This is a genomic window from Nitratidesulfovibrio sp. HK-II (assembly GCF_003402415.2).
Taxonomy (GTDB): domain Bacteria; phylum Desulfobacterota; class Desulfovibrionia; order Desulfovibrionales; family Desulfovibrionaceae; genus Cupidesulfovibrio.
Map to the genome: position 1 here is coordinate 2,585,711 of NZ_AP036014.1, position 24,527 is coordinate 2,610,237.

Below are 24,527 nucleotides of genomic sequence, written 5' to 3' on the forward strand. Positions count from 1 at the left end.
CCGATCAGGACGCTCTAGCCCCGAACACGAGCGATTCTGGCACGAGCGATCCTGACGCCTACGACCCGGACGCGGCCGAACGCAACGCCGATGCCTTGGAGGCCCTCGAACGGGAAGCCACGGAAGCCGTTTCCGACGGTGAATCCGCCGCGTCCGCCGAATACGAGCCTGACGGATCCGACTCCGGCGTTGCCGCCTCCGAATCCGCCGGGGACAGTGCCTCACCTTCCCCCGACGCCACGGAAACCGCCGTGGTCTCCGCCCCCCCCCGCGACCTGGCAGAAGCCGTGGACCGCGCCAGCAAGGAAGCGGAAGAAGCCGCCGAAGGCGGCCGCCCCATGACCCTGCTGGACCATCTTTCCGAATTGCGCGTGCGCCTAGTGCGTTGCCTCATCGCGCTGGCGGTGGGGTTTTTCGCCTGCTACGGCTTTGCCGAACAGCTCTTCAACTACCTGATGATCCCCCTGACCAGGGCGCTGCCCGCAGGCGGCAAGCTGATCTACACCGCGCTGCCAGAGGCGTTCTTCGTCTACATGCAGGTGGCGCTGGTGGCCGGGGCCTTCCTGGCCAGCCCTTACCTGTTCTACCAGCTATGGTCCTTCATCGCGCCCGGCCTTTACGACGACGAGAAACGCCACATCATCCCCATCGCCGGGGCCTCGGCCCTGTTCTTCGTGGCGGGCGCGGCGTTCTGCTATTTTCAGGTCTTCCCCTACGCCTTCGAGTTCTTCGTGGGCTTCGCCACCGACATCATCGAGCCCATGCCCAAGCTGGACGAATACCTGGGCTTCACCCTGAAGATGCTGCTGGCCTTCGGCCTCATCTTCGAGATGCCGCTGTTCGCCTTCTTTCTGGCGCGGCTTGGCCTCGTCACCGCGCAGTGGATGCGCAAGACCCGCAAGTACGCCATCCTCGCCATCTTCATCGTGGCCGCCATCCTCACCCCGCCGGATGTCTTCTCGCAATTGATGATGGCGGCCCCCATGCTTGTGCTGTATGAAATAAGCATTCTCGTCGCCGCCGTGTTCGGCAAGAAGAAGCCCGGCACGGAGGAAGAGGACGGCGAAGGCGAGGAAGGCGACGACGACAAGCCCACGCCCGACACCATCGTGCAGGGCGATTAGCCTTCCCCCGCGAACGGCAACGGTCCACGCACATGAACCCCGTACCCCGGAAGGAGCCCGAGATGAGCCAGCGCAGCGCCGCCGTGTTCCGCGAAACCAAGGAGACCTCCATCCGCCTCGACCTCGTGGTGGAAGGGCAGGGCCTTGTCAACGTGCACACCGGGTTCGGCATGGCGGACCACGTCATCACCCTGGCCGCGTTCTGGGCCGGGTTCGATCTTACCCTGTCCTGCACGGGAGACCTGCACATCGACGCCCACCACACCGTGGAGGACGTGGGCCTGTGCCTTGGCCAGGCCCTGGCCGAGGCCCTGGGCGAAAGGGCGGGCATCGCCCGCGTGGGCTTTGCCCGCGTGCCCATGGACGAGGCCCTGGCCGAAGTGTGCATCGACATTTCCGGACGCCCGTGGCTTGAATGGCGCGGGGACGATCTGCTGCCGCCCGTCATCGCCGGGCAGGAACGCGACCTGTGGCGCGAATTCCTGAAGGCGTTCGCGTCGGCCGCCCGCATGAACCTGCACGTCTCGTTCCTGTACGGCAGGAACGGTCACCATCTGCTGGAATCCGCCGCCAAGGGGCTGGGACTTGCCCTGCGGCAGGCGGTGCGCCGTGACCGCGAGACGCTGCTCAGCACCAAAGGGAGCCTAGACTGATGCGTACCCATCGTGGTTTCATCGCCTTCCCGGTGTCGGGCGCGCTGCTCGCGCTGCTCGTCCTCACCCTGCTTGCCGCGCTGCCCGGCTGCGCCCAGAAGCAGCGCGGCCCCGCCCCGCTGCCCGACGCCACCATCGGCGTGGCCGCCTTCACCCAGCCCACCGTCATGGCCGACCTGCTGGCCGGGTACATCCCCGAAGACCAGGCCAAGGTGGAGGAAGAAACCTTCGCCGACCTCGACCGCGCCTTCGGCGACATCCTGCGCGCCGAGACCAAGCGCGTGTACAGCTTTGCCGCCACCAAGCCCTCGCTGGCCGCCACCGCGGGCGGACGCACCGGCGGCCGTCCGCAGGCCCTGGCCTACTGGGTGGAAGTGGGCCGCAAGGCCGACGTGGACTTTCTGCTGGTGCCGCAGGTCGTCGACCTGCGCCAACGCAAGGGCGGCGACATGGGCGTCACCGAATCGGCCAGCATCATGATGGATGTCTTCCTCATCGACGTGAAGGGCGGCACCCTGATCATGCGCTCCAACTACGACGAAAAGCAGATGGGCCTCGCGGACAACCTGCTGGAAGTTGGCAAGTTCGTGGGCCGCAAGGGCAAGTGGCTGTCCGCCATCGACCTGGCCAAGGAAGGGATGCGCAAGGCCATCAAGGAGTTTGGTCTGTGATCCTGTTCCCCGCCGTGGACATCAAGGACGGGCGCTGCGTGCGGCTGCGGCAGGGCCGCGCCGACGCCGAGACCGTGTTTTCCGACGACCCGGCCGCCATGGCCCGCCACTGGCAGGACCAGGGCGCCAAGTGGCTGCACGTCATCGACCTGGACGGCGCGTTCAGCGGCATGCCAACCAACTTCGGCCTCATCCGCCGCATCTGCGCCGACCTTTCCGTGCCGGTGCAGCTTGGCGGGGGCATCCGCGACGAGGGAACGGCGAAAGCCTACCTCGACGCCGGGGTGGAGCGGCTGATCATCGGCACCGTGGCCCTGGAGGAACCGGACCTGTACGCCCGCCTCTGCGCGGCCTTTCCGGGGCGCATCGGCGTCTCTCTGGACGCCGAGGGCGGCAGGCTGAAGACCAAGGGCTGGGTGGCCGATTCCGGCCTGACCGTGGACGACGTGCTGCCCCGCCTGCTGGACGCGGGCACCGCCTTCGTCATCTACACCGACATCGACCGCGACGGCATGCAGACCGGGGTGAACCTGGCCGCGCTGGAACGGCTGGCGGGCATGTGCCCGGTGCCGGTCATCGCGGCGGGCGGCGTGGCCACGCTGGAAGACGTGCGGGCGTTGTACCCGCTGACGCTGACGTCCAGCGTGGAAGGCGCCATCACCGGCCGGGCCATCTATACCGGCACCCTCGACCTGCACGCGGCCATGGAGTGGATTGCGGCGCAATAGGTGGGGGTGTGGGTGTGAACACGCGCGCGTGAGAGATTTGGGCTGGATAGTTGAGCGAGGGGGCTGCGGTAACGCGGCCCCCTTGTTGTTTGGCGTGTGTGGGTGGGTGGAGGAATGGGAAGGAGAAGGGGGGGGTGCATTGTTGTGCCCGGCCTCTACGAAGACAATTGCACCCCGTTGGCCACGCCCGATCTCGTTATGCCTCCGGCGGGTGGAGGGCTGGCGCGTTGATGGGCACGGCTTCTACGAAGACAGTTGCACCCCGTTGGCCACGCCCGATCTCGTTATGCCTCCGGCGGGTGGAGGGCTGGCGCGTTGATGGGCACGGCTTCTACGAAGACAGTTGCGCCCCATTGACCTCGCTCGATTTCGTTATGCCTCCGGCGGGTGGAGGGCTGGCGCGTTGATGGGCACGGCTTCTACGAAGACAGTTGCGCCCCATTGACCTCGCTCGATTTCGTTATGCCTCCGGCGGGCAGGGGGCCTTTAGCGAGGCCCCCTTGCAACCCCGCGCTCCAGGGGGGCTTCGCCTCCCCTGGACCCCCGGCGTCTCATACGCGGCGCCCATCGGCGGCAGCTTCCCTTCGGCGCAGGGCGCCTTCGGGTGATCTGCCGCCGGTGGCGCCAATGCGTACGTCGCTCTCGCAGGCACAACCACACGCAGTTGCCTCAACCGCGCTTATCCTGCGCCGCATTCTTGCGCCGGGCAGCTTCCCTGCGGCGCAGGTGCGCCTCCGGGCGATCTGCCCGGCTGAATGCGTATGCGCGCATGGCTCCCGGTGGTATCGCACAACGAAGGAGCCACTACCCACGCCCGACGCATGTGCCGCCGTCAAAGCCCGGCGGCACATGCTTCTACGCACGAGACGTTTCCTTTGAACTCCGCATGAAAGTCAGACCGTGTCCCCCACGCACCCATACATCCAAAACGTCCGCCGTTGCAAAGCTTCCGGTGACAATCTCCGGCTATGGATAGATATCACCGCACACAGGTTTCCCGCGCCTCTAACATACCAACATGATAAATAGTGAGCGTCAGCACTCAGCCAAGAACTGGGCAGCAATTCATATCAGACGCACCTGTGCATCCTGCAATGCGCCAAACTCCCCAGACAAAGCACAACATCCGCGCGGATTGCGCCCGCTGCCGGAGATCGCCGCCGGAGGCTTTGCGACGGCGGAAGCTCCGGCGTTGCGGGTGCACCGCAAACCGCACAACGGCAAGGGCACACCTCGGACCTTTGCCAAGACTGCGAGAGATATGTGCACATTCGCATTCCGCCGGGCAGATCGCCCGGAGGCGCGCCAGCGCCGCAGGGAAGCTGCCCGGCGCAAGAATGCGGTGCAAGAAACGCCGGGGTCCAGGGGGCGCAGCCCCTTGGAACGCGGGGATGCAAGGGGCCATCGTTCAATGGCCCCTTGCCCGCCGGAGGCATAACGAGATCGGGCGTGGTCAACAGGGCGCGACTGTCTTCGTAGAGGCCGGGTGAAACAACGCACAACATCTCTTGCCCCCTTCCCCCCTTGCCCCCCCATACGCTATGCCATCCGCACGCACACTCACGGAGGACTAATGCCCGACCCGACCAAGCCCACGACCAGCCCGGCCCCCCTCCCCACCCTGCACTACCGCTACACGCACACCTCCACGGAGGCCACCACTGGCTATTTCGCCTGTGAGCCCCCGGCAGACATGACTTTCGAACAGTGCCTCACCCGGCTGGAAGCCGCGCCCCTCGATGAATTCCTGCACAGCCATCTGCTGCGCCTTGCCGCCGCCTTTCCGGCCGAACGCATGTCCGCCCTGCTGGACGACCTGGACAGCGCCGCCCGCCCCGCCACCGCCGCCCTGCTGCGTGAGGCGTGCCTGCTGAACCCCGATCTTTCCGACCTCATCCGCACGGCGGACGCCTCTCCAGCGCCGGAAGTCCTTGCCGCCATCGAGGCCGCCACCCCGCACATCGGCCTGCGCTGGCACGCCCAGCCCGACCGCGACCTGCACCGCGCCTGGTGCGAGGTGTTCCGCGACAACATGCACAACCACCGCATGCTGCCGCAGCTCGAAGACATGGACATCCCCCCGCTGTACGACCCGGCCGAAACCCTGGACGGCCCGGACCGTCCGGTGGTCACCGCCGCCGACATCCGCGCCTTCCTCGCGCTGGAACCGGCGGAATCCTCCCCGTGGCAACGCCCACCGTCACACGAAACGGCGTCCCTCGCGCTGGAGCGGCTGGTGGAGAACGGCATCATTGCGGGCCAGGAAATGCGCCACGAGGCGTCCCTGTCGCCCATCGCCCTGCTGCGCCGCTGGAACGTTGACATGACCGTGCGCTGCGGCGCGCTCGACTACACCCTGAAGGGCGAGGGCACCACCTACGGGCGCGGCCTGTCCCTGGCCGACGCGCGCGCCTCGTACGCCATGGAGATGGTGGAGCGCGCCTCGTCGTATGTCTCCGTGGGCGAGATCGACGGGCAGTTGCACGTGCTCGACCGGGCCACCCCGCAACCGCTGGTCCGGGCCCGCCTGTCCGAACTGCTGGCCGACGGCTGCGAGGCGCTGGCCCCGCAGGCCATCCCGCTGGAGGCCCCCTACCAGGACCAGCCCCTGTACTGGCTCGCCGGGCACACCCCCGATGACGACGGCGGCTCACGCCCGGTGCTGGTGCCCGCGCAGATGGCCTACCTGTTCTGCAACCTGGACGAAATCGCGCTGTTCTCGGCCTCCGGCTCCACCGGCCTCGCCACCGGCAACATCATGGCCGAGGCCAAGGTGGCCGCGCTTACCGAAATCCTCGAGCGCGACGCCGAAGCCACCATGCCCTACGACCGTTCCCAGTGTTTCCGGCTGGTCACCGACGACGCGCGTCTGCAGGCCCTGCTTGACGACTATGCCGCGCGCGGCATCCACATCCAGTTCCAGGACCTGACCACAGGATTCGGCGTGCCCTGCTACAAGTGCTTCGTGGTGGGGCCGCGCGGCCAGGTGGCGCGCGGCACCGGCGCGGGCCTTTCCGGCCGCCGCGCCGTGCTTTCCGCCATGACCGAAACCCCCTTCCCCTACCCCAACGGCGGCCCCTCCGGCCCTGGCGTGCGCGGCCTGCCGGAACGCAGGCTGGAAGACCTGCCCGACCTGACCCTGGAATCGCCCCAGCGCAACCTGGCGCTGCTGGAAGGGCTGTTCGCCGTCAACCGCATGGCCCCCGTGTATGTGGAACTGACCCGCGAAGACCTCGAATTCCCCGTGGTCAAGGCGCTGGTGCCCGGGCTGGAATCCACCGCAGACTTCGACACCTGGTCGCGCATGAGCCGCCGGTTGTTCCGCAACTATCTGCATCTGAGAGGGTAATCAATTGGGGGAAAGGGGAGGAACTTTGCAAAGTTCCTCCCCTTTCCCCCAAGCCCCCATTCCCCTCCACAAACTTTTCTATAGAGGGGGCATCGCCCTGGCAGCGGTGTTGCGGACGTCACGCACCCCTCGCACGTCGCTGGCGCAAACTACCAAGGAGCCCGGTCATGCTGCACACGCCGCGCGCCCGCAGGGGCATGGTCGTCACCCCCCACCACCTCGCCTCGCAGGCAGGGCTGGCCATCCTGCGCGAGGGCGGCAACGCCGTGGAGGCCGTGGTGGCGGCCGCCGCCACCCTGTGCGCCGTCTATCCGCACATGACCGGCCTTGGCGGCGACGGTTTCTGGCTGATTCATGAACCCGGCGCGCCCGCGCCCGTGGGCATCGACGCCAGCGGGCGCTCCGGCGCGGCCGTGACCGTGGACATGCTGCGCGCGGCAGGCCACGCCCACGAAGTTCCCCGGCGCGGCCCGCTGGCCGCCATCACCGTGGCCGGGGCCGTGTCCGGCTGGGCGGCGGCGCTGGACCACGCCCGCGCGTGGGGGCCAGCCCTGCCCCTGGCCCGCCTGCTGGAAGAGGCGGAATGGCACGCCCGGCACGGCGTTGCCGTCACCGCCGGGCACCATGCGCTGGTGCGGGCCAATCTGCAAACGCTGTCGGCCCAGCCCGGCTTCGCCGCGCAGTTCCTGCCCGGCGGAACGTGCCCGGCGGAGGGGGCCACCCTGCGCCTGCCCGCCCTGGCCGACACCCTGCGCACCTTAGCCCGACGGGGGCTGGACGACTTCTACCGGGGCCAGTTGGCCGCCGCCATGGCCGCCGACCTTGCCGAAGCGGGCTCTCCCCTCACAGCGGCGGACCTCGCGGAGCACCGGGCATCGCTGGTCGCGCCGCTGTCCCTGCGCCTGCCGCAAGGCCAGGTGTTCAACCTGCCGCCCCCTTCGCAGGGGGTGGCGTCGCTGTGCATCCTCGGGATATTCGACCGGCTGCGCCGTGCGGACCTGACTGGCGGGGCGGGCCGGCCGGAAACCTTCGCGCCGGACACGTTCACGCATGTCCATGCCGTCGTAGAGGCCACCAAGCGCGCCTTCCGCATGCGTGACGGCCTGGTGGGCGACCCGGACCACGCCCCTTATCCGGCGGCCGAAGCCCTACGGGCCGACCGGCTGGACGCCCTTGCCCGCGACGTGGACATGGCCCGCGCCCTGCCGTGGCCCGCGCCGCCCTCCGGCGGCGACACGGTATGGCTGGGCGCGGTGGACGCCCAGGGCCGCGCCGTCAGCTGCATCCAGAGCATCTTCTTCGAATTCGGCTCCGGCGTGGTGCTGCCGCGCACCGGCATCGCCTGGCAGAACCGGGGCTGCGGCTTCAATCTGCGCGGCGTCGGCCCCGCCGCGCTCGCCCCCCGCCGCAAGCCGTTCCACACCCTGAACCCGGCCATGGCCCTGCTGGCCGACGGCCGGGTCATGCCATACGGCACCATGGGCGGCGAAGGCCAGCCCCAGACCCAGGCCGCCGTGTTCACCCGCCACGTGGTCTTCGGCCAGCCGTTGCAGCGGGCCGTCAGCGCCCCGCGCTGGCTGCTGGGACGCACCTGGGGGGACGACGCCGTATCGCTGCGCCTGGAGGGACGCTTCGACCCCTCCGTGGCCGACGGGCTGCGCGCGGCAGGGCACCCCGTGCGCGTGGTGGACGACTACGACCCGGTCATGGGCCACGCCGGGGCCATCGTGCGCCACCCGGGCGGCACGCTGGAAGGCGCGGCCGACCCGCGCGGCGACGGCTGTGTGGCCGCGTGGTAACCCTATCCGCTGCCCGCATGCCTTCCCGATGCTCCCGTCCGTGACGGTCCCTGGCCGACACGGACAGACGACAAAACGCGCGGGCTACCTCACGCCCAGGTTCTCGCACACGTTGTCCACCAGCTGCTCCGGCGAACGCCCGTCGGGCAGCAGAAAGTGCAGCACGCCCATGCACAGGGTTTCCAGTTCCAGCGCCTCGCGGCAGAACTTCTCGCCAGCCTCGCCGGAAAGCCCCAGTTCGTTGGCCAGCCGCACCGGGTTGGCCATCATGTAGAACACCCGCGCCCCGTCGCGCAGGCAGGCCCGCAGCGCATCGTCGCGCACGGCGGAAACGGGCGCCGCCAGCACCAGCCCCGTGCGGCAGCACAGCTCGGTCACCACCTCCGGCGCGGTCTCGTCCTCGGGCGCTGCCGCCTGCATGCCGAAGCGCTCCGCCACCAGTTCCGCCAACCGCCGCCTGCCGCTGCCCGGCAGCCCCAGAATGACGATGCGCTCCGCCCCCGGGTCGAAGGGGGGCCTGCGTCCCGCGCGCGAAACGGTCATCACCGCGTCGGCCTCGCCCACATCCTGCTTGCGCATGACGAACCCCGTGGTGTCGAACCGGTCCTTTTCATCCCTTCCGCTCATCCCGTGCTCCTTATCATTTCGCAGCATGTTGATTTTATGAACACTCCCATGAATACAGGCGCAGCATGACACACTCGGGCCACACTCGGGCCACACTCGGACAACGCGCCCTCCGCGCGTCACGACGTCGTGCGGCCGTCAGATCATTTACCGTACATGCCCCGAAGCGAAAATGTGTTTGACGCAGTCATCGCCCATGCTCCGCGCGGGTAGCAGCCCCCCGCTGGAAGCCCACGGCGAAGACAAGAAAAAACCGGTTTCCGCGAGGGGAGTGTACGTCTTTGGTACATGACCCGAACGGAAACCGGTTTTGACGCCGTCAGCGCCCGCGATTCTCGCTGGGCTATTTCCAGGTGATGGGCAGGGGCCTGCGCCACGGTATCCGGCGGTACCGGTACTTGGCGTACCCCAGCATCTGCGCGCCCTGCACCCGCTCGCCCTCGCCAAGGCCCAGCAGTTGGCGCAGGGGGGCGTAGGCGTTGGCCGCGTAGGTGAAGTAGCCGCCCCAGCAGGCGCCCACACCGTGGGCATGGGCGGCCAGTTCCAGATAGGTGAGGGCAATGGCCGAATCCACGGCGGGCCAGGTGGCGGCCCCGTCGCAGCAGGCCACGGCGATGTGCGGCGCGCCGCGCAACACCAGGTCCACGCCCTTGCGCGACCCGGCGATAAGCCCGGCCACGTTGTGGCGCTTGGCGGTTTCCGGGTCGTGTTCGCGCAGGTAGAGCATCCAGTCGATGATCAGCGCGGCAATTTCACGGGTGCGGCCGGGGTCTTCCACCATCACCCAGCGCACCGGCTGGCGGTGGCTGGCGGTGGGTGCCCAGCGCACGGTGTCCATGATCCGGGCCAGCACGTCGTGCTCCACCGGCTGCTCCCTGAAGGTGCGGATGGACCGGCGGCCGCGCAGGAACTGTTCCGCCGCGTCGGGCGTGACGGCCAGTTCGCGGTTCACCGGGGTGAATTCCTCGAAGGGCATGCCCGCGAGGCGCACGGCCCCGCTCGGACAGACGGCCACGCAGTGGCCGCAGCGGATGCAGGCGTCTTCGGCGCCCTGGCGCATCTTGGCCACGCCGGTTTCCTTGTCGGCGATCAGGATGCGGATGGGGCATTCATCGATGCAGATATTGTCGCGCTTGCATTTCTGCGCGTCCACTTCAAAAAACGGCATGAACTTCCTCCCTGTGATCCGTGGCCCGAATGGCCACAGGTGCCGGTTTGCCCCGCTTCACGCCGCGTGTAAAGCGAAAATGGCGTCACGCGGCCGCAATACCGCCTTTGACAGCCCCCCCTGCCCCCTGTAATGTCGGCATGATAAAGGGGACTCGCATGCCGTACCGCGCCGCGCTCCATACATTTGCCCTCATGCTCCGCAGCCTGCCCGTCATCCGCCTGCTACCCGGCGCGCCGCGCGCCGTCCCGGCCCATGCTTCCGGCATGGCGCGCATGGCCCCGTGCGTACCGACGCTGGCCCTGCTTCTGGCCATCTTCCTGTCAGGATGTGCCGGGCCGCCCGCCAAACAGAAATCGCTGTTGCTGCCGCAAGGCCCCTCGGTCACCCGGGCGGACCCCGGCTACATGCAGTGGCTGGAAAAGCAGTCGCTGCTCGGCGCGGGCGCGGAATCCACCCGCGTGGTCTCCGGCAGCCAACTGGGCTGGCGCTCCCCCACCCTGCCGCCCGACACGGACAACCTGCTGCGCGCCGCCGACACCTGGCTGCTGGTGCACCCCATGGCGCTCATCGCCGATGGCACCCCCTCGGCCTTCGCCATCCTGGCCCAGCCCAGGGTGCTGGAACTGCTGCGGCGCACCGGCGTGCGCGGGCTGTACGTCACCCCCGCGGGCGGGGCCGGTGCCCTCTGGGCCTACGACCGCAGCGCCACCCTGACCGGCGACGATACCATCCAGCACGGCTTTTCCGAAGCAGCGGGCACCGACGACGAATACACCCGCCTGCGTCGCATGGCCGACGGCAACCGCCTGCTGCTGGGAACGGACATCATCTCCGCCGCCACCGGCATGGGACCCGACTTCTTTCTGGCAGCGCGCAACGTGCGCGACTACCCCGGCGCATACTGCCTGGTGGAAATCCCGCGCGACCTGTGGCCATACCTGCCCGTGTGCGAGTCGGAATGGCAGGCCCGCCCGCTCACCCGCGCCCAACACGACCTGCTGGCCGAAAAGGGGCTGCTGCCCGCCGCGCTCGCGCGCGACCTGCTGTCGTGGGCGCGGCCCGGCGGTTGGGCTGTCACGGGCGAGGTGCGCGGGGCCGACGGCACCCTGCGCCGGTGGGCCTACCGCCATGCGGGCCGGTACGACATGCCGGTGCTGCACTGGGACGACCCCTCGGCCGCCGCGCGGCGCATCCTGTCGTCCAGCATCATCCAACAGATCGGCCTGCGCGGCATGGCCCTGACCGGTTTCCGGGTGGAACCCCTGACCGGGCTCGATCCCCAGCCCCGCGCCGCCTACGGCGACCCCGGCCCTGCCCCCGCGCTGGAGCCCGCGCCCTCCGCAGCCCTTGCCCTGGGCCGCGAAACCCGCCGCTACGGCGGATGGGCCTGGCAGCGCGACCGACTGCCCCTGCCGCTGCTGGCCCGCACCCTGCATGAATCGGCCGACGTGGCCGAAGACACCGTCACCAGCCCCGCCGCAGAGCACGCCCTGCTCACCGGCGATGCGCGCCCCCTGCGCGCCCTGCTGGACGACGCCCTGCGCCTTGGCATCGACATGCGCCGCCTGGTGCACGCCACCCCCGGTCCGGAGGGCGTGGACTACGCCCTGCCGCAACTGGCCCCCGGCATGCTGCCGCCCGGCGCGGCGGCGGGCGACGGCCTGCCCGGCCTCGCGGACGACATGCGGTCGGCCATGCGCACGCGCGCGTCCTTGTGGGCCTCCACCATGCCGCTGGGCGGCGCGGGCGACCTGCTGCCCGTCACCGGCGCGGGCCTTGCCGCGCTGGGAGCGGGCTTCGGCCATGCCGATGCGGCAAAGCCGGATGCACGGGACGAAATCCGCAAGGGGCACCAAGCCCTTGTCTTCTTCAAGGCCATGCAGCCCGGCCTGCTGGTGCTGCACGGGCAGGACCTGGCCGGGGCGCTGCCGCTGGACTGGCACAGCATGGCCGATTCCGAGGAACGCTGGGATCCGGCCCTGGCCCCGCGCGGCGCATACGCCCTGTACCGCACCGCCCGCACCACCGTGCTGACAAAGCAGGGCATGCCCCGCGCCCCCATGGCCTACCCCTCGCCCGATGAGCAGTTGCACGACCCGCACTCGTTCCTCAACGGAGTGCACGCCATCACCGCCATGCGCGAGCGCACCGGCATCGCCGCCGGGCGCGTGTCCGCCCGTCTGCGCACACAGGGGCGCGGCAGCGTGGCCCTGGCCGTGGAACTGCCCGGCGGGCGCGGCATGGTGGTGGCCGTCACCAACTTCGGACGCGAGGCCGTGACCGAGCGTCTGGACATGGGCGCCACGCCGAAACTGCTGGAACTGTTCGGCTCGGGCAACCCGGCCGTGGACCTGGAAGAAGGGGCGCCCGTGCCGCTGGAAGGCGGCCGCATGGTGCTGCGTCTGGAACCGTGGGAAACCCGCGCCATCCTCGTGGGGCGCGACGCCAAGTCCATCGGCGCGGCCACGGCCGCCGAGCAGCCCAAGGGACCGTTCGTACCCGCCAGGCAAGCCACACCCATGCCCGTCGCCCCGCCGCCCATGGTGGCGAAGCCGGCGACTCCGCCCGTGGCTCCCTCGCCCGCGCCGGAACTGACCATCCACATCGCGCCGCCCGCAGGGGCCGAGGCGGAAGCCGCGCCGCATGTCGCGCCCGACGCCACGCCCGGCGCCATGCAAGACGCCGCGCCGGGCACCTCGGAGGAAACGGCATCCGAGGCCGCCACCGCCGGGACGGCCGGAACGCCAGCGCCCGAAGCCACTGCTCCGCTCACTCCCGCGCCGGAAGTCACGGGCCTCACGCCAGCGCCGGACCTCACCCCCACGGAGCCGGTGTCCCTGCCGCCCGCCACGGAACCGGCTACGCCAGTGCCCGGTGATGCCCCGGCCACTTTGGTTCCGGTGACGCCTGAACCCGCCGTGCCGGATGCCGCTACACAGCCTTCCTACCCGGTCGTCGATCCGGAGCCCGCCGCCGTGGTCCCGCAGACCATGCCGGACATGACTCACGAAGTCCGCGCCCCGGTGGCGACCCCGGAAGCCCCGGCGCTGGCGGCCCCTGCCCCCTCGCCCGCATTCCCGGCCACGCCGGAAACGGCCGCCCCCGCCCCGCAGATGGATGCCGTCGTTCCATCACTGCCCGTGGAGCCCGAGGGCGCGTCCGGCAGGGGCGTTGTCCCTTACAAGCCCGTGCGCCGCGCCGCGCCGGAAACGCTGGACGGTCCCATCCGGTTGGATACCCCGGCGGACAGCTCTTCCAGTTACAAGTCCCCCCTGCGGGTGGCCCCGGAAACCCTCGACGCGCCCATCACGGTGCCCCCGCTGCCCGCCGCTCCGTCAGAACCCGCCGCCACGCAGCCGGCCGCCGCCCCTTAAGCGCACCAGTGCCGACTGCGGGCCACCGCCCGCATGCGTTTCCGCTCCCGCCGCCCCTTCCGCGCCCGCGCGCCGAGGGGGCGGCTCAATTTTCCGGCTTTCGCGCGGGACTCGGCCGTCGCGCCCGCATCCTCGCCCGGCATTACATATTCCCGCACCGTGTCGGCATGCATCATGCAAGCGCGGCCGCATGAACCACACCCAGTTCCTCGCCGAAAACACGAAGGCATTGGCCGCCAGGCAGCCCAAAGTGGCCGCATGGCTTGCCGAAAACGCTCCCGCGCCTGAAACGCTGGCCGCCCGCCTGCGCCTGAACCGCTGGAACATGCTGGACATCGAGCTGGAAGACGGTCGTCGGTTGTTTGACGCCTTTCCGCCGCAGTTCGCGTACCGGTCATGGCCGCCCACGGAACAGGCGGAGCGGTCGGCCACCATCATCGTGGGGGCCAACCTGGGCTACGGCATCAACCACATGCTGGAAAACACCCCGCCGCGGCACCGGCTGCTGGTGGTGGAGCCCGACCCGGCCATGCTCACCCTGTGCATCGGGATGACAGATTACCGGCCGTTCATCGAGTCCGGCAGGCTGACCTTCGTGGCGCCGCAGTTCGATGCGCTGGTGGCCGCCGTGCGCGGGTGCGACAAGCAGTTCCTGTTCGGGCGCATCCTGCTTCAGGCGGACCTTGCCAGCCAGCAGATAGGCCCCGCCTACGCCTACTGGACGCGCGTCTGCCGCGAACAGCTCGACGCCCTCTCGGTGGAACTGGCCACCCTGCGCCGGGCGCAGGACGTGATGGTGGGCAACGAACTTTCCAATTTCCGGCGCGCCCTGTCCGACGGCGACATGAAGTCGCTGCGCGGCGCGCTGAACGGCCTGCCCGCCGTCATCGCGGGCGCGGGCCCCTCGCTGGCGGCATCGGCCCCGGCCGTGGCCGCGCTGCATGGTCGGGCGCTGGTCACCTCGGCCCTGCAAACCCTGCCCGCCATGCAGGCCGTGGGCATCCGGCCGGACATCGCCCTGTGCATCGACTACAGCGACGGCATCGCCCGGGTGTACGACCGGCTGGACCCGGAATGGGCCCGCCACGTGCCGCTCATCTATTCCACCAAGGTCCAGCCCGACGTGGTGCGCCGCTACCCCGGCCCCACCCTGCCGCTGTGGACCGTGGGCGGCATGGCCACCTTCATCGCGGGCAAGGACGACCTGGTGCTGGACGCGGCGGGCAACGTCAGCGTGGCCCTGCTGCGCCTGCTGCACTGGCTGGACGCGGGGCGCATCGTGCTGGCCGGGCAGGACTTCGGCTGGCGGGGCGAGGCATCTCACGCCGCCGGGCACCATGCCGCCGCCATCACCGTGGGCACGCTGGAACTGCCGGGGCGAGACGGCCCGGTGCGGTCCACCCTGCCCTACGCCACCGCCCTGCGCGACATGGAGCAGGACATCCGCACCCTGAACCTGGACGTGGTGAACCTATACGGCGGCGGCGCGCTGATCCGGGGCGCGCGAGAAATCGCGCCGGACGAACTTTCCCACGAGCTGCCGGAAGCGGACGGCCCGGACTGCCAGACCGGCCTTTCCGCTCCACTTTCTTCGTTCCGTCAGCGGCTGGACGAAGCCATGACCCCCTGCGAACAACCGCTGTTCGCGCCGCGCCTGCCGCACTGGCGCACCTCGCTGCGCAACGCCCAGAAGCGGCTGGAAACGCTGTTCCGCAAGCCGGAACGCCACGCGGCGGAAATCGTGGAGATGATCGGACGGGTGCATTTCTTTCTGCGCCAGGACCCCATCTGCACGCCCTACCTGTACAACGAGATCATGGACGTTTCCGGGCTGGTGCACGGCCGCGACCGGTACAGCCTGCCGCAGATGTCGGAATTCCGGCAGATCGCCCGGCGGGTGCTGGACAAGATCCGGCGCATCGACGAGGTGATGGCCTCGGCCCCGGACAAGCAGGCCGCTTAGCCAACCCGCAAACGCCTTCCGCGAACGGCGACGGGGGCCATCCGCAAGGACGGCCCCCTTTTTCTTTGGCGTTCGGCGTGCCGGACACTACGCCGCCAACATCCCCATGGCGGGGCTGGCGTTGCCGCCCGTTCGGGTGCATCATGCAGGACCGGACACAACCGCACGGAGGCACCATGAGCGTTCTTGCCGAAATCGCCGTCTTTCCCATGGACAAGGGGGGCAGCGTCAGCCAATGGGTGGCGCGCGTGCTTGGCGTCATCCAGGAAAGCGGCTTGCCGTACCAGCTTGGCCCCATGGGCACCACGGTGGAAGGGGAGCGGGCAGAGGTCATGCAGGTGGCCGACCGCTGCCTGGCCGCGCTGGAAGAGGACTGCGACCGGGTGTACATGACCCTGAAGGTGGACCTGCGCAAGGGCCCCCCCGGCCGCATGGCGGGCAAGGTGGCCTCGGTGCAGGCAAAGCTGCACGCAGGCTGATGTTCCCCGACAAAAGCAGAGGCCGCCCGGCAATCGCCGCGCGGCCCTTTCCGTTTCCTTTCCGCCGACCAGTCCACCGGAATGGGCGGGGGACGGGGGGGCTATTCCCCGCCGCAGCCCGGTCCTTGCCCGGGCATAGCCCCCCGTGCGCCTTCCGGCGCTGGCAGGGGGTGGGCCGTCTCCACCAGCCGCAGCCTCTTCCACGCGCCACGCCGATAGCGCAGCCATGAAACCACGGCCAGCAACAGGATGAACGTGGTGAAGGCCGCCCACAGCGTGTTCAGGGTCATCCACCCCGCCGCGCGCAGGGCCAGCGTGGGCAGCACCAGCCACACCACGCAGCCCAGCAACATGTTCCACATGACGAACCACGTGTCGCCCGCGCCCTTCAGCGCGCCGGTATAAATGATGGTCACCGCGTCCAGCAGGCAGTACACGGCCACGAAGCGCAGCAGCACCACGCCCAGGCCGCGGATTTCCGCCTTCTGCGCCACCACGGCGGCGTCGGTCTGCACTCCGCCGCCCAGGAACAGGTCATACAGCGGCCCCGGCATGCAGAAGAAAAGCAGCGACAGCAGGCACATCCAGGTCATGGCCACGTGCAGGGTGCTGGACGTCACCTGTTCGGCGTCCGCGGGGTTGCCCCGTCCCATGGCCTGCCCCACCATGCTGCCCACGGCGATGTTCAGGCCGATCATGGGCAGGAAAGCCACCATGTTGATGGAAAAGGTGATGTTGGTGGCGGCCAGCGCCGTTTCGCCCAGCCCGCCCACCAGAAACACGAACCACGTCACCGAGAACAGTTCGGCAAATCCGTTGATGCCGCTGGGCAGACCGTAGCGGGCCATGCGCCGGAACAGTTCCGGCTCGAACCCGCGCCCGCTCCACACCCGGTAACACCGTTCGTTGCGGGCGGTGAACACCATCCGCACGAACAGCAACGTGCCCACGCCCCACCCGGTGGCCGTGGCCAGCCCCGCCCCGGCAATGCCCATTTCCGGCAAGCCCCAGACACCGTATATAAGGGCGTAGTCCAGCGGAATGTTCACCACCATGGCGGCCAGGTTGGCGACCAGCACCGGGCGGGTGCGGCCCTGCCCGGTAAAGAACCCGGCCAGGCAACTGTTGACCAGCGGCAGCACCGAACCCGCCGTGAGCATGCGGAAATAGGCCACCTCACCCGCCTGCACCGCCGACGAATGCCCGGCAAAGGCGAAGATGGCGGGTGCGGCGTACCACAAAAGGCCCATGCCCGCACCGAAGGCCAGCGCCATGTACAGGCCCTGCCACAGGGCCGCGCCAACCCGGCGCGGCGCGCCGGAACCGATGTACTGGGCAATGAACACCCCGGAATACCCGGTGATGCCCATGCAGGTGAGCAGAAACAGCAAATGCACCACGGCAGCGGGCGTGGCCGCCGCGATGGCCTCCACCGAATAATGGCTCAGGAACAGCCGATCGGTGAACTCCATGACCGTGGTGGAGGCCATGCTGGCCACCAGCGGCAGGCTGACGCCGAGCACCTCGCGGTACCCGCCCGGCGCGTTCCAGCGCCCGGTGATGCCTGCCACCATCTTTGACAACATTCCACCCTCCGTGACGTACAGTCCGTGTTGCGGAAAAGCCGTAACGAATAGCCTAGCGAAAAAGTGACGTCAAGGCACCCTGGCCGCGCGACACGGCACGCGGCAAAAAAGATGCCGCGCCCCGCCATGCCGCGCCCCGCCATGCCACGTCAGGCAAGGCAAGGGGGGAATGGCACGTTACAGGCGCAACGGCGTTTCCCTGCTTGCCGTTCGCGGCGCGCGCCGCGCGAAAACGGGGCGTCGGCACGCCAGTCCAAAGAAATGCCCGGCCAACGCCCTGTGCGGCGCGCCCGCGCCCTTCCCTTCACTCCGGTTTCACCCTATAAGGCGGCAATGCGTCAGCCGTACCCTCTTTCGCATCATGTGCTGTGCGCACTGCCGCTGCTGGCGCTGCTTTCGGTCTCCACCCTGTGCCTGGGCAGCGGTGACGAGGTGACGGCGTTCTGGCGCGCGTGGCGGCATGCCCACCCCGACGCGACCATGGCCGCGCGCGTGCTGACCGACTGGGGCAACCCGGCCATGTACGTGGTCTACGCGGCGCTCGTGTGGCGCGCCCGCCGCGACCACGACCCGCGCACCGTGCGCTTCGTCATGGTCTACGTGGCGGTGCAACTGTTGATTTCGTTCCTGCTCGTGCGGGTGGTCAAGATCGCCGCCGGGCGCACCCGGCCCGGCGTGGCGGGCCCGTGGATGCCGTTTTCGTTCGACGGGCCGCACAATTCGCTGCCTTCCGGCCACACCACGGAAATCGTCGGCGCGTGCGCGCCGCTGGCCATGCGCTGGCAGCGCGCGGCCGCCTCCCTGGCCCTCGGCTGTTTCGTGGCCGCCGTGGGCTATTCGCGGGTGCTGCTGGGGCAGCACCATGCCAGCGACGTACTGGCCGGGCTCCTGCTGGGCAGCCTTGCCGCCTTCGTCATACACCGCATCACCCACAGGACCGCCACCCCATGACCGAGCCGAAGCCCGAAACCGCCGCCTCCGAATCCAAGGCCGCTCCCCAAACCCCGCCCGGCACCGCCGCCGCTTCCGGCAGCGCCCAAAATGGTCCCGCGAAGGACGGTCCTGCCCCGAGCGGCCCCGGAAAGCCCAATGGCAAGCCCGCCGGGTCCTGTCCGCCGCCCCGCGCCAGGGGCATCCTGTCCCGGCTGTACGACCTGCTGGCCCTGTTCCCCCTGCTGCCGCTCACGCTCATCTACGCGGCGCAGACGGCCTTCACCCTGGACGCTCGGTCGCTGTGGTTCTCGGACGAAATTCGCCACGGCAACGTCTACGAAACCATGCTGGCCACCGGACAATGGCTGGTGCCGCACCTGAACGGCACTCCCTACCCGGACAAGCCACCGGTCTATTTCTGGTTCCTTGGCCTGCTGGACGCCATCCCCGGCGTGGACGGCCCCATGGTCTTCCAGTTGGGTGCCGCCGTTTCCGGCCTGCTGGCGCTGTGGGCCACCTACGCCCTGGCCCGCCTGGTGGCCGGGTGCGACAAGCGCGAATCGTTCGCGGCGGGCCTGGTGCTGCTGTGCGGCTTCTACTTCCTGGGCGTGACGCACTACGCCCGCATGGACCTGCTGTTCGCGGCGGTCATCACCCTGGCCCACGTGTGCATGTACCGGGGGCTGCGCCTGCCCCTGGCCTTCCGCTGGATACTTCCGGCCTTCGCCCTGGCCGCCGTGGCCACGCTGATCAAGGGCCCCTTCGGCTTGGCTTTCCCGCTGCTGGCGGGCCTTGCCTACGGGCTGTGGCGCGGCATGCCCCGCCGCCTGAACCGCATGGACGTGGCCATCGGCGGCGGCATCATGCTGGCCACCCTGCTGGCCTGGGTGGGCGCGGTATGGTTCGAGGGCTACGCGGACCTCATCCGCAACATCCTGCGCCACCAGATCGTGGACCGCGCCACCGCTGCCTGGCACCACGAGCAGCCGTGGTGGCACTACCTGGCCACCCTGCCTGCCGCGTGGCTGCCGTTTACCCCGGTGCTGCTGTTCCTGCCGTGGGGCCGGGCCTTCACCCCCGCCTCCATGCGCGCCGTGCTGGCCACCCGCAAGGGTGAAGGCGACGGCATGGCCTACATCTGGCTGGCCCTGCTGACCTCGTTCGCCCTGCTGACCGTGGTCAGCATCAAGATCGTCATCTACCTGCTGCCGCTGTTCCCGCTGCTGGCCGTGGTCACCGCCCGCGCCCTGCTGCGGCTGAACGGCTTCGGCAGCCGGATGTACTTCGGCCTGACGGCGTTCCTGCTGCTGGCGGTTGCCCTGGGCCTCGGGGCCGTATCGCTGTGGCAGTGGGCGCCGGACATGGTGCGCGTACGCTTTCAGCCGCAGGTGCTGGCCATGCTCGACATCGCGCGCGGCGCGCCCATCCTGGCGGGCGTCACCCTGGTCTTCGCCGTGCTGCTGTGGAAGGCCGTGGACAGAAGCCGCCCCGAAGGCGGCCTGCTGACCCTGGCCGCCTTCGTCACCGCGCTCATCGTGCCCGCCGCCCTGTTCACCGCGCCCTCGCTGGACCCGGTCATGAGCCCGCGCGCCCAGGGCGAACTGATGGGCGAATACATCCGCAAGGGGTACCACCCGGTGAGCTACAAGGTGTACTCCGGCACGTACACCTACTACGCGGGCTCGAACATCGAGGAACTGTCCGACGAGGAATCGCTGCGCGCCGCCGTGGCCGTGTTCCCGCAACTGGTGGTGGCCATGCGCGCCGACCGTTTCGCGGAGTGGGCCGACAAGCCCGCCGACCTGCGCGAGGTGCACCGCCAGTGGATCGTGGACCGCGAATACGTGCTGGCGGAGCGCTCCGGCCCCGTCCACCCCGTCCAGCCCGCAACGCCCGGGGACGCGGCAACGCCCGCGCCAGGCGTTTCCGGCGATCAGGCCCCCGCGCCGGACGCCCCGGCCCTGCCGCAGCCCGCGCCAGGCGACGCCAGGAACGGAGCGGCCCCTGCCCCGGCCACGCCCGCAGCACCCCAGCCGCAGCAGCCAGGCGAACAGCCCGCGGCCCCGGCCGTGCCCCTGCCCGGCCCGCAGCCGCAGGACAACGCCCCGGCCGCCCCCCAGCCCCTGCCGGTGCCCACCCCGCCCCCGCCGCCGCCCGGCGTGGGGGCCACGGACTCCCCGGCAGCATCTGCCCCGTCAACGGCGCAGGCCCAGTAGCCGGAATCCGCGCGACAAGAAACACGACGGCCGTGGAGGCGACTCCACGGCCGTTTTGCGTTGCGGGCCAGACCGTTCCGGCGAAAAAACATTCCGATGCCCCCCCTCCCCCCGACAGGGCGGGCACGCTACCGCAGGGCCACCGCCCAACTGCCCGCCAGCAGCGCCGCGCAGGCTCCGCCCGCCAGCCATTCCAGCCATCTCGGCGGCGGGCCGCAGCGTTCCCGCAGCCACTGCGCCGCCATGCCCACCACGATGCCCGCCACCAGGCCGAACAGGTGCGCGCCAAGGTCGGTGCGTTCACCTTCGCTGCCCAGCATGCCCAAAATGGCCAGCCCGGCGGCCAGGGGAACCACCATGCGTCGCCAGCCGCTCCAGCCGCCTTCCACGGCCAGCAGGCCGGACAGCACGCCCACCGCGCCGAACAGCGCCGTGGAAAAGCCCAGGCTGACGTGCGAGGCCGGGCGCGCCAGCGCATTCAGCACGTTGCCGCCCGCGCCCGCCAGGATGGTGAGCAGCCATCCCGGACCGATGCCCACGCGGCGACACAGGGGAACCAGAAAGAAGCTGCCGAACAGCATGTTGCCGAACAGGTGCGGACTGTCGGCGTGCAGGGTCAGCGCCGTGACCACGCGGTACCACTGCCCGCGCGCCACGGTGTAATAGACATCCAGAGCGCCCGCGTCGCGCCACACGTCGGGGTCCAGGTCGGGCAGGGGCAGGTTCAGGTCCCACCACCAGCCCATGCGCACCCCGTGCCACAGGGCCAACAGCAGCAGGCCCAGCAGGGTCAGGTGCGCGTTGGCCCGCAAGGGGGCGGGCGGCGGCGCGGGCGGGCGGGCGCGGGCGGCGGCGTCCTCGCCTTCGGCGTCCAGCAGTTCCAGGCGGGCCAGCCGTTCATGCAGCGCGGGCACGAACAGGTGCTGCCGGTCGCCCCGGCGCACGGCCATGAACGGTATGTTGCGGGCCTCCAGCACCAGCCGCCAGCGCGGCAGGCGCTGGGTGGTGCACGGGGGAAGCTGGGGCAACGGCGCGGGCAACGCCTCGTTCATTGCGGGGGGGACGGGCACGGTCAGGTCGCGCCAGCACGGCGGCAGCGCGGGCCTGCGGCGCAGGGCCGCCGCCACCTGTTCCGGCCGGGCCGAAAGGCCGGTGGCCGCCACGCCGCGCCCCGTCTGGGCGGAAGCGCCGCCGAAGCGCACCGGACGGGCACGGCGGAAGCGGTCTGATCCGTTGGAGGATGCCATGGGGTGTGCGGAATCGTGGACTGGATGCGCCAGGGTCAGCGCGCGTCCGGACTGCCCGAAGGGCTACCCGGCGTGCTTCCGGGCGTGCCGCCAGGCTGACCTGACTGGCCAGACGGGCCAGACGGGTCGGTTCCATCAGCCGGGGAGGACGGCTCCACCGGTTCGCAGTCGATGATCACGGTGCGGCGCGGTTCCTGCCGGGCGTCCTGTCCGCTCCCCATGCCGCCCCCCCCATGGTCGGGACCATAGGGACGGGGACCGCCCCCGTGCGCGCCGTCCGGGCCGTTCAAATCGTCCGGGCCAGCAGATGCACCGGGGCCGCCCAGCCCGTCGGGGTTGCCCCGGCCCGGTCCGAACATGGGACCCGCGCCACCGAAGGTTTCGCTGCGCCGAGCCCCCCCGGGGCCGAAATACCAGGTGCGCACGTGCACCGACTGCCCGCCCGCGCGGTCGGCCTGCATGGAGGCATTCATGTGCCGCCGCAGCAGATGCGCGGCCAGCCTGCGCACGGGGGGCAGCAGCAGGAGCACGCCGAACACGTCGGAAACGAAGCCGGGGAACACCATCAGGATGCCCGCCAGCAGCAGGAACAGCCCGTCCAGCATCTCGTCGGCGGGCAGCACCCCCTGCGCCATGCTTTGCTGGATACGGGCCAGCGTGCCCATGCCCTGGGTGCGGGCCAGCCACACCCCCGCCATGGCGAACAGGATCACCAGCAGCACGGCGTTGAACGCCCCGATGCGCGCGCCTACCTCCACCAGCACGTAGAATTCCAGAAAGGGGACCAGCAAGAGGACAAGACCAAGACGGGGCATGGGGGCTCCGGGATGGTTGCGGTGGGAACGGGGCCTCCACGGCCCGGCGCGAAGACGCGGAAAACGGGGCGCGCGGAGGCACGGCGAAACGGGGACAGGAGGACGGGAAGGAGGCGGCGCGGGGCGCGACGGGCTTCCGTGCGTCCATTCTGATTAGGATAGTCACGGCGAAGCCCGGCGGCAAGACGTATCCCGCCGGGAAAATGCGCGGAATGCGCGCCGGGGTGCGTTCAGGACGCCAGCACCACCAGCGCTGCTCCGGCGGCCATCAGGGCCGCGCCGGGCAGCCTGCCGTCACGGACCTCACGGGCCTCACGGACCTCACGGACCGGGCGCGCCGCGCCCACCGCCTGCGTCCCCGCCTCCGCATCGCGTCCGGCCCCGCGCACGCGCGCGGCCAACCGGTCGAACAGCACGGCGAACACCCCGTCCAGCCGCTTCACCGCGATCATGTTGGCGGCGGTGGTCAGGCTCATGGCCGCGAAATGCACGTACGAGGCCAGGAACAGCACCGCGCCCATGGTCATGCCCCGCAGCGGCCGGTCGAAAAGCATGCGCGGGCGCACGCCGCCGAACAGCATCAGCGCGGCCAGCATCACCGGGCCGTAGATGGCGAAGAACACCCCGCCCGCCACCGCCGGGGGGGCGTGCAGCACCATCTGGCGGTTCAGCACGCTGCCCAGGCTCCACAGCAGGGCCACCCCCAGCATGATCAGCGCGCCGCGCTCCGCAGCCAGGGTGCGAAAGGGGCGCAGCACGCGGCCCCAAAGGGTGGCGTCGCTCCCGTTGGCGGCCCCGTTTCCGCCGCCCCCGATGCCGTCCGCATTCAGCACCCAACTGCCCGCCACCACCAGCAGCACCCCGGCCACGCCCGCCGGGCGCGGCGTCACGCCCAGCAGCAGGTATTCGTTCAGCACCACGAAGGCGGGGGAAAAACACAGGTAGGGCACCGTGCGCGACACCGGCGAAAGGCGCACCGCCCACGCCGTGAGCAGGTGCCCGGCCATGTTCACCGGCACCGCCGCCAGCGTGGCGGTCCAGAAGGACGGGGGCAGGTCGGGCAGCCCGCGCGCCGCCAGCAGCGCCAGAAACGGCGGCATGCTCCAGAATACCGGGTAGGCCACCATGCGCGCCGGGGGCAGGTCACCCGCGAAGCGGCGCAACAGGGCGGCGTCCAGCGCGGCCAGCAGGGCCGCCAGCAGGGCGGGGAACATCCAGAGCATGGCCCCATCCTAACCCGGCGCGCCCCGCACGGGAAGCGCCATGCGCCGGGATGACGGTGACGTTCGTGTGTCGGCGGGGCGCGCCGACCCGCGTGGCGGGAACGACAAAAAGCCCCGGCGGAAACCGCCGGGGCTTTTGAGCGCATGGGTCGGAAAGCGTTAGGCGACCTTGCGGACGGCGGGCTTCACCACCGCGCCGGAGCGCAGACAACGGGTGCAGACGCTGATGGTCTTCACTTCGCCGTTGGGGTACTGGTGGCGGACGCTCTGCAGGTTCGGCTCGAAACGACGCTTGGTCTTGATGTTCGAGTGGCTCACATGGTGGCCGACCTGGGCCTTCTTGCCGCACACATCGCACTGCTTGGACATGACTTTCCTCCGTATATGTGCAAAGTTCGCGTGGTCGTTCTGGGTGCCGTCGGTGGTGTTTCGCCGCCGGGGCGCTGCGCGGGGCGGGCGTCGACCGATGTGCCGGGCACGTTCCGGACGCATTCTGGATGTTTGCCGCCGCGAGAGATGGGAGTCTTATACCGCCGTCCCGAAAAACGCAACCCCTTTCTTGACAGCCC

Annotated in this window: 18 protein-coding genes; 11 read left to right on the top strand and 7 right to left on the bottom strand. The window is 70.0% G+C overall.

Going from position 1 to position 24,527, the window contains the following annotated elements; translation table 11 throughout:
• Window positions 1-338: 338 nt before the first annotated feature.
• The 6 genes from tatC (at window position 339) to RVX_RS10830 (ending at window position 8,324) form a co-directional block, all read left to right on the top strand.
• Complete coding sequence (tatC, locus tag RVX_RS10805) at window positions 339-1,124, top strand: twin-arginine translocase subunit TatC (RefSeq protein WP_116306538.1); 786 nt, start codon at window positions 339-341, stop codon at window positions 1,122-1,124.
• 62 nt (window positions 1,125-1,186) lie between these two features.
• A complete protein-coding gene (gene hisB, locus RVX_RS10810; protein WP_007527655.1) occupies window positions 1,187-1,777 on the top strand; it encodes an imidazoleglycerol-phosphate dehydratase HisB in 591 nt (196 codons plus the stop codon).
• A complete protein-coding gene (locus RVX_RS10815) occupies window positions 1,777-2,448 on the top strand; it encodes a hypothetical protein (protein WP_116305861.1) in 672 nt (223 codons plus the stop codon). Before hisB ends, RVX_RS10815 begins: the two co-directional genes overlap by 1 nt.
• On the top strand, window positions 2,445-3,176 hold the full coding sequence (gene hisA / locus RVX_RS10820) for a 1-(5-phosphoribosyl)-5-[(5-phosphoribosylamino)methylideneamino]imidazole-4-carboxamide isomerase (protein WP_116305862.1): 732 nt from the start codon (window positions 2,445-2,447) through the stop codon (window positions 3,174-3,176). Before RVX_RS10815 ends, hisA begins: the two co-directional genes overlap by 4 nt.
• Before the next feature lie 1,573 nt (window positions 3,177-4,749).
• The gene (locus RVX_RS10825) at window positions 4,750-6,525 is read left to right on the top strand and encodes a YcaO-like family protein (RefSeq protein WP_116305863.1); all 1,776 of its coding nucleotides are present in this window, start codon (window positions 4,750-4,752) and stop codon (window positions 6,523-6,525) included.
• Between the two features lie 167 nt (window positions 6,526-6,692).
• On the top strand, window positions 6,693-8,324 hold the full coding sequence (locus tag RVX_RS10830) for a gamma-glutamyltransferase family protein (protein WP_116305864.1): 1,632 nt from the start codon (window positions 6,693-6,695) through the stop codon (window positions 8,322-8,324).
• Window positions 8,325-8,408: 84 nt separating this feature from the next.
• Here the strand turns inward: RVX_RS10830 and RVX_RS10835 are convergent, their stop codons facing one another.
• Window positions 8,409-8,951: a hypothetical protein gene (locus RVX_RS10835; RefSeq protein ID WP_116305865.1), complete on the bottom strand. Its 543-nt coding sequence runs from the start codon at window positions 8,949-8,951 to the stop codon at window positions 8,409-8,411.
• A gap of 343 nt (window positions 8,952-9,294) precedes the next feature.
• Window positions 9,295-10,119 (bottom strand): nitroreductase family protein, encoded by an 825-nt coding sequence (locus RVX_RS10840; RefSeq protein WP_116305866.1) that lies wholly within the window; start codon window positions 10,117-10,119, stop codon window positions 9,295-9,297.
• Between the two features lie 158 nt (window positions 10,120-10,277).
• Between RVX_RS10840 and RVX_RS10845 the strand changes: the two genes are divergently transcribed.
• The 3 genes from RVX_RS10845 to RVX_RS10855 all read left to right on the top strand — a co-directional run bounded on the left by RVX_RS10845 (window position 10,278) and on the right by RVX_RS10855 (window position 15,938).
• Complete coding sequence (locus RVX_RS10845; RefSeq protein WP_116305867.1) at window positions 10,278-13,496, top strand: hypothetical protein; 3,219 nt, start codon at window positions 10,278-10,280, stop codon at window positions 13,494-13,496.
• Between the two features lie 190 nt (window positions 13,497-13,686).
• Window positions 13,687-15,459 (top strand): motility associated factor glycosyltransferase family protein, encoded by a 1,773-nt coding sequence (locus tag RVX_RS10850; protein WP_116305868.1) that lies wholly within the window; start codon window positions 13,687-13,689, stop codon window positions 15,457-15,459.
• A 176-nt stretch (window positions 15,460-15,635) separates the two neighbouring features.
• Complete coding sequence (locus tag RVX_RS10855; protein WP_116305869.1) at window positions 15,636-15,938, top strand: MTH1187 family thiamine-binding protein; 303 nt, start codon at window positions 15,636-15,638, stop codon at window positions 15,936-15,938.
• A 101-nt stretch (window positions 15,939-16,039) separates the two neighbouring features.
• Here RVX_RS10855 and RVX_RS10860 read toward each other — a convergent pair whose 3' ends face one another.
• A complete protein-coding gene (locus RVX_RS10860; protein ID WP_230404558.1) occupies window positions 16,040-17,524 on the bottom strand; it encodes an MATE family efflux transporter in 1,485 nt (494 codons plus the stop codon).
• A gap of 333 nt (window positions 17,525-17,857) precedes the next feature.
• Between RVX_RS10860 and RVX_RS10865 the strand changes: the two genes are divergently transcribed.
• Together RVX_RS10865 and RVX_RS10870 are read left to right on the top strand one after the other, a co-directional pair.
• Complete coding sequence (locus RVX_RS10865; protein WP_116305870.1) at window positions 17,858-18,475, top strand: phosphatase PAP2 family protein; 618 nt, start codon at window positions 17,858-17,860, stop codon at window positions 18,473-18,475.
• On the top strand, window positions 18,472-20,673 hold the full coding sequence (locus RVX_RS10870; RefSeq protein WP_116305871.1) for an ArnT family glycosyltransferase: 2,202 nt from the start codon (window positions 18,472-18,474) through the stop codon (window positions 20,671-20,673). The genes RVX_RS10865 and RVX_RS10870 overlap by 4 nt, the downstream gene beginning before the upstream one ends.
• Window positions 20,674-20,801: 128 nt before the next feature.
• Here the strand turns inward: RVX_RS10870 and RVX_RS10875 are convergent, their stop codons facing one another.
• The 4 genes from RVX_RS10875 to rpmB form a co-directional block, all read right to left on the bottom strand.
• The gene (locus RVX_RS10875; RefSeq protein WP_116305872.1) at window positions 20,802-21,920 is read right to left on the bottom strand and encodes a rhomboid family protein; all 1,119 of its coding nucleotides are present in this window, start codon (window positions 21,918-21,920) and stop codon (window positions 20,802-20,804) included.
• 35 nt (window positions 21,921-21,955) lie between these two features.
• The gene (locus RVX_RS10880; protein WP_116305873.1) at window positions 21,956-22,735 is read right to left on the bottom strand and encodes an FxsA family protein; all 780 of its coding nucleotides are present in this window, start codon (window positions 22,733-22,735) and stop codon (window positions 21,956-21,958) included.
• Between the two features lie 230 nt (window positions 22,736-22,965).
• On the bottom strand, window positions 22,966-23,958 hold the full coding sequence (locus RVX_RS10885) for an EamA family transporter (RefSeq protein ID WP_116305874.1): 993 nt from the start codon (window positions 23,956-23,958) through the stop codon (window positions 22,966-22,968).
• 159 nt (window positions 23,959-24,117) lie between these two features.
• Window positions 24,118-24,327, bottom strand: a complete 210-nt coding sequence (gene rpmB / locus RVX_RS10890; protein WP_035069008.1) for a 50S ribosomal protein L28 — start codon at window positions 24,325-24,327, stop codon at window positions 24,118-24,120.
• Window positions 24,328-24,527: the final 200 nt, after the last annotated feature.

Excerpts from the sequence above, each read along its gene's own strand:
- tatC (WP_116306538.1), top strand. The coding sequence starts at position 339 with ATGACCCTGCTGGACCATCTTTCCGAATTGCGCGTGCGCCTAGTGCGT.
- hisB (WP_007527655.1), top strand. The coding sequence starts at position 1,187 with ATGAGCCAGCGCAGCGCCGCCGTGTTCCGCGAAACCAAGGAGACCTCC.
- RVX_RS10815 (WP_116305861.1), top strand. The coding sequence starts at position 1,777 with ATGCGTACCCATCGTGGTTTCATCGCCTTCCCGGTGTCGGGCGCGCTG.
- RVX_RS10825 (WP_116305863.1), top strand. The coding sequence starts at position 4,750 with ATGCCCGACCCGACCAAGCCCACGACCAGCCCGGCCCCCCTCCCCACC.
- RVX_RS10830 (WP_116305864.1), top strand. The coding sequence starts at position 6,693 with ATGCTGCACACGCCGCGCGCCCGCAGGGGCATGGTCGTCACCCCCCAC.
- RVX_RS10835 (WP_116305865.1), bottom strand. The coding sequence starts at position 8,951 with ATGAGCGGAAGGGATGAAAAGGACCGGTTCGACACCACGGGGTTCGTC.
- RVX_RS10840 (WP_116305866.1), bottom strand. The coding sequence starts at position 10,119 with ATGCCGTTTTTTGAAGTGGACGCGCAGAAATGCAAGCGCGACAATATC.
- RVX_RS10845 (WP_116305867.1), top strand. The coding sequence starts at position 10,278 with ATGCCGTACCGCGCCGCGCTCCATACATTTGCCCTCATGCTCCGCAGC.
- RVX_RS10850 (WP_116305868.1), top strand. The coding sequence starts at position 13,687 with ATGAACCACACCCAGTTCCTCGCCGAAAACACGAAGGCATTGGCCGCC.
- RVX_RS10855 (WP_116305869.1), top strand. The coding sequence starts at position 15,636 with ATGAGCGTTCTTGCCGAAATCGCCGTCTTTCCCATGGACAAGGGGGGC.
- RVX_RS10860 (WP_230404558.1), bottom strand. The coding sequence starts at position 17,524 with ATGTTGTCAAAGATGGTGGCAGGCATCACCGGGCGCTGGAACGCGCCG.
- RVX_RS10865 (WP_116305870.1), top strand. The coding sequence starts at position 17,858 with ATGCGTCAGCCGTACCCTCTTTCGCATCATGTGCTGTGCGCACTGCCG.
- RVX_RS10870 (WP_116305871.1), top strand. The coding sequence starts at position 18,472 with ATGACCGAGCCGAAGCCCGAAACCGCCGCCTCCGAATCCAAGGCCGCT.
- RVX_RS10875 (WP_116305872.1), bottom strand. The coding sequence starts at position 21,920 with ATGGCATCCTCCAACGGATCAGACCGCTTCCGCCGTGCCCGTCCGGTG.
- RVX_RS10880 (WP_116305873.1), bottom strand. The coding sequence starts at position 22,735 with ATGCCCCGTCTTGGTCTTGTCCTCTTGCTGGTCCCCTTTCTGGAATTC.
- RVX_RS10885 (WP_116305874.1), bottom strand. The coding sequence starts at position 23,958 with ATGCTCTGGATGTTCCCCGCCCTGCTGGCGGCCCTGCTGGCCGCGCTG.
- rpmB (WP_035069008.1), bottom strand. The coding sequence starts at position 24,327 with ATGTCCAAGCAGTGCGATGTGTGCGGCAAGAAGGCCCAGGTCGGCCAC.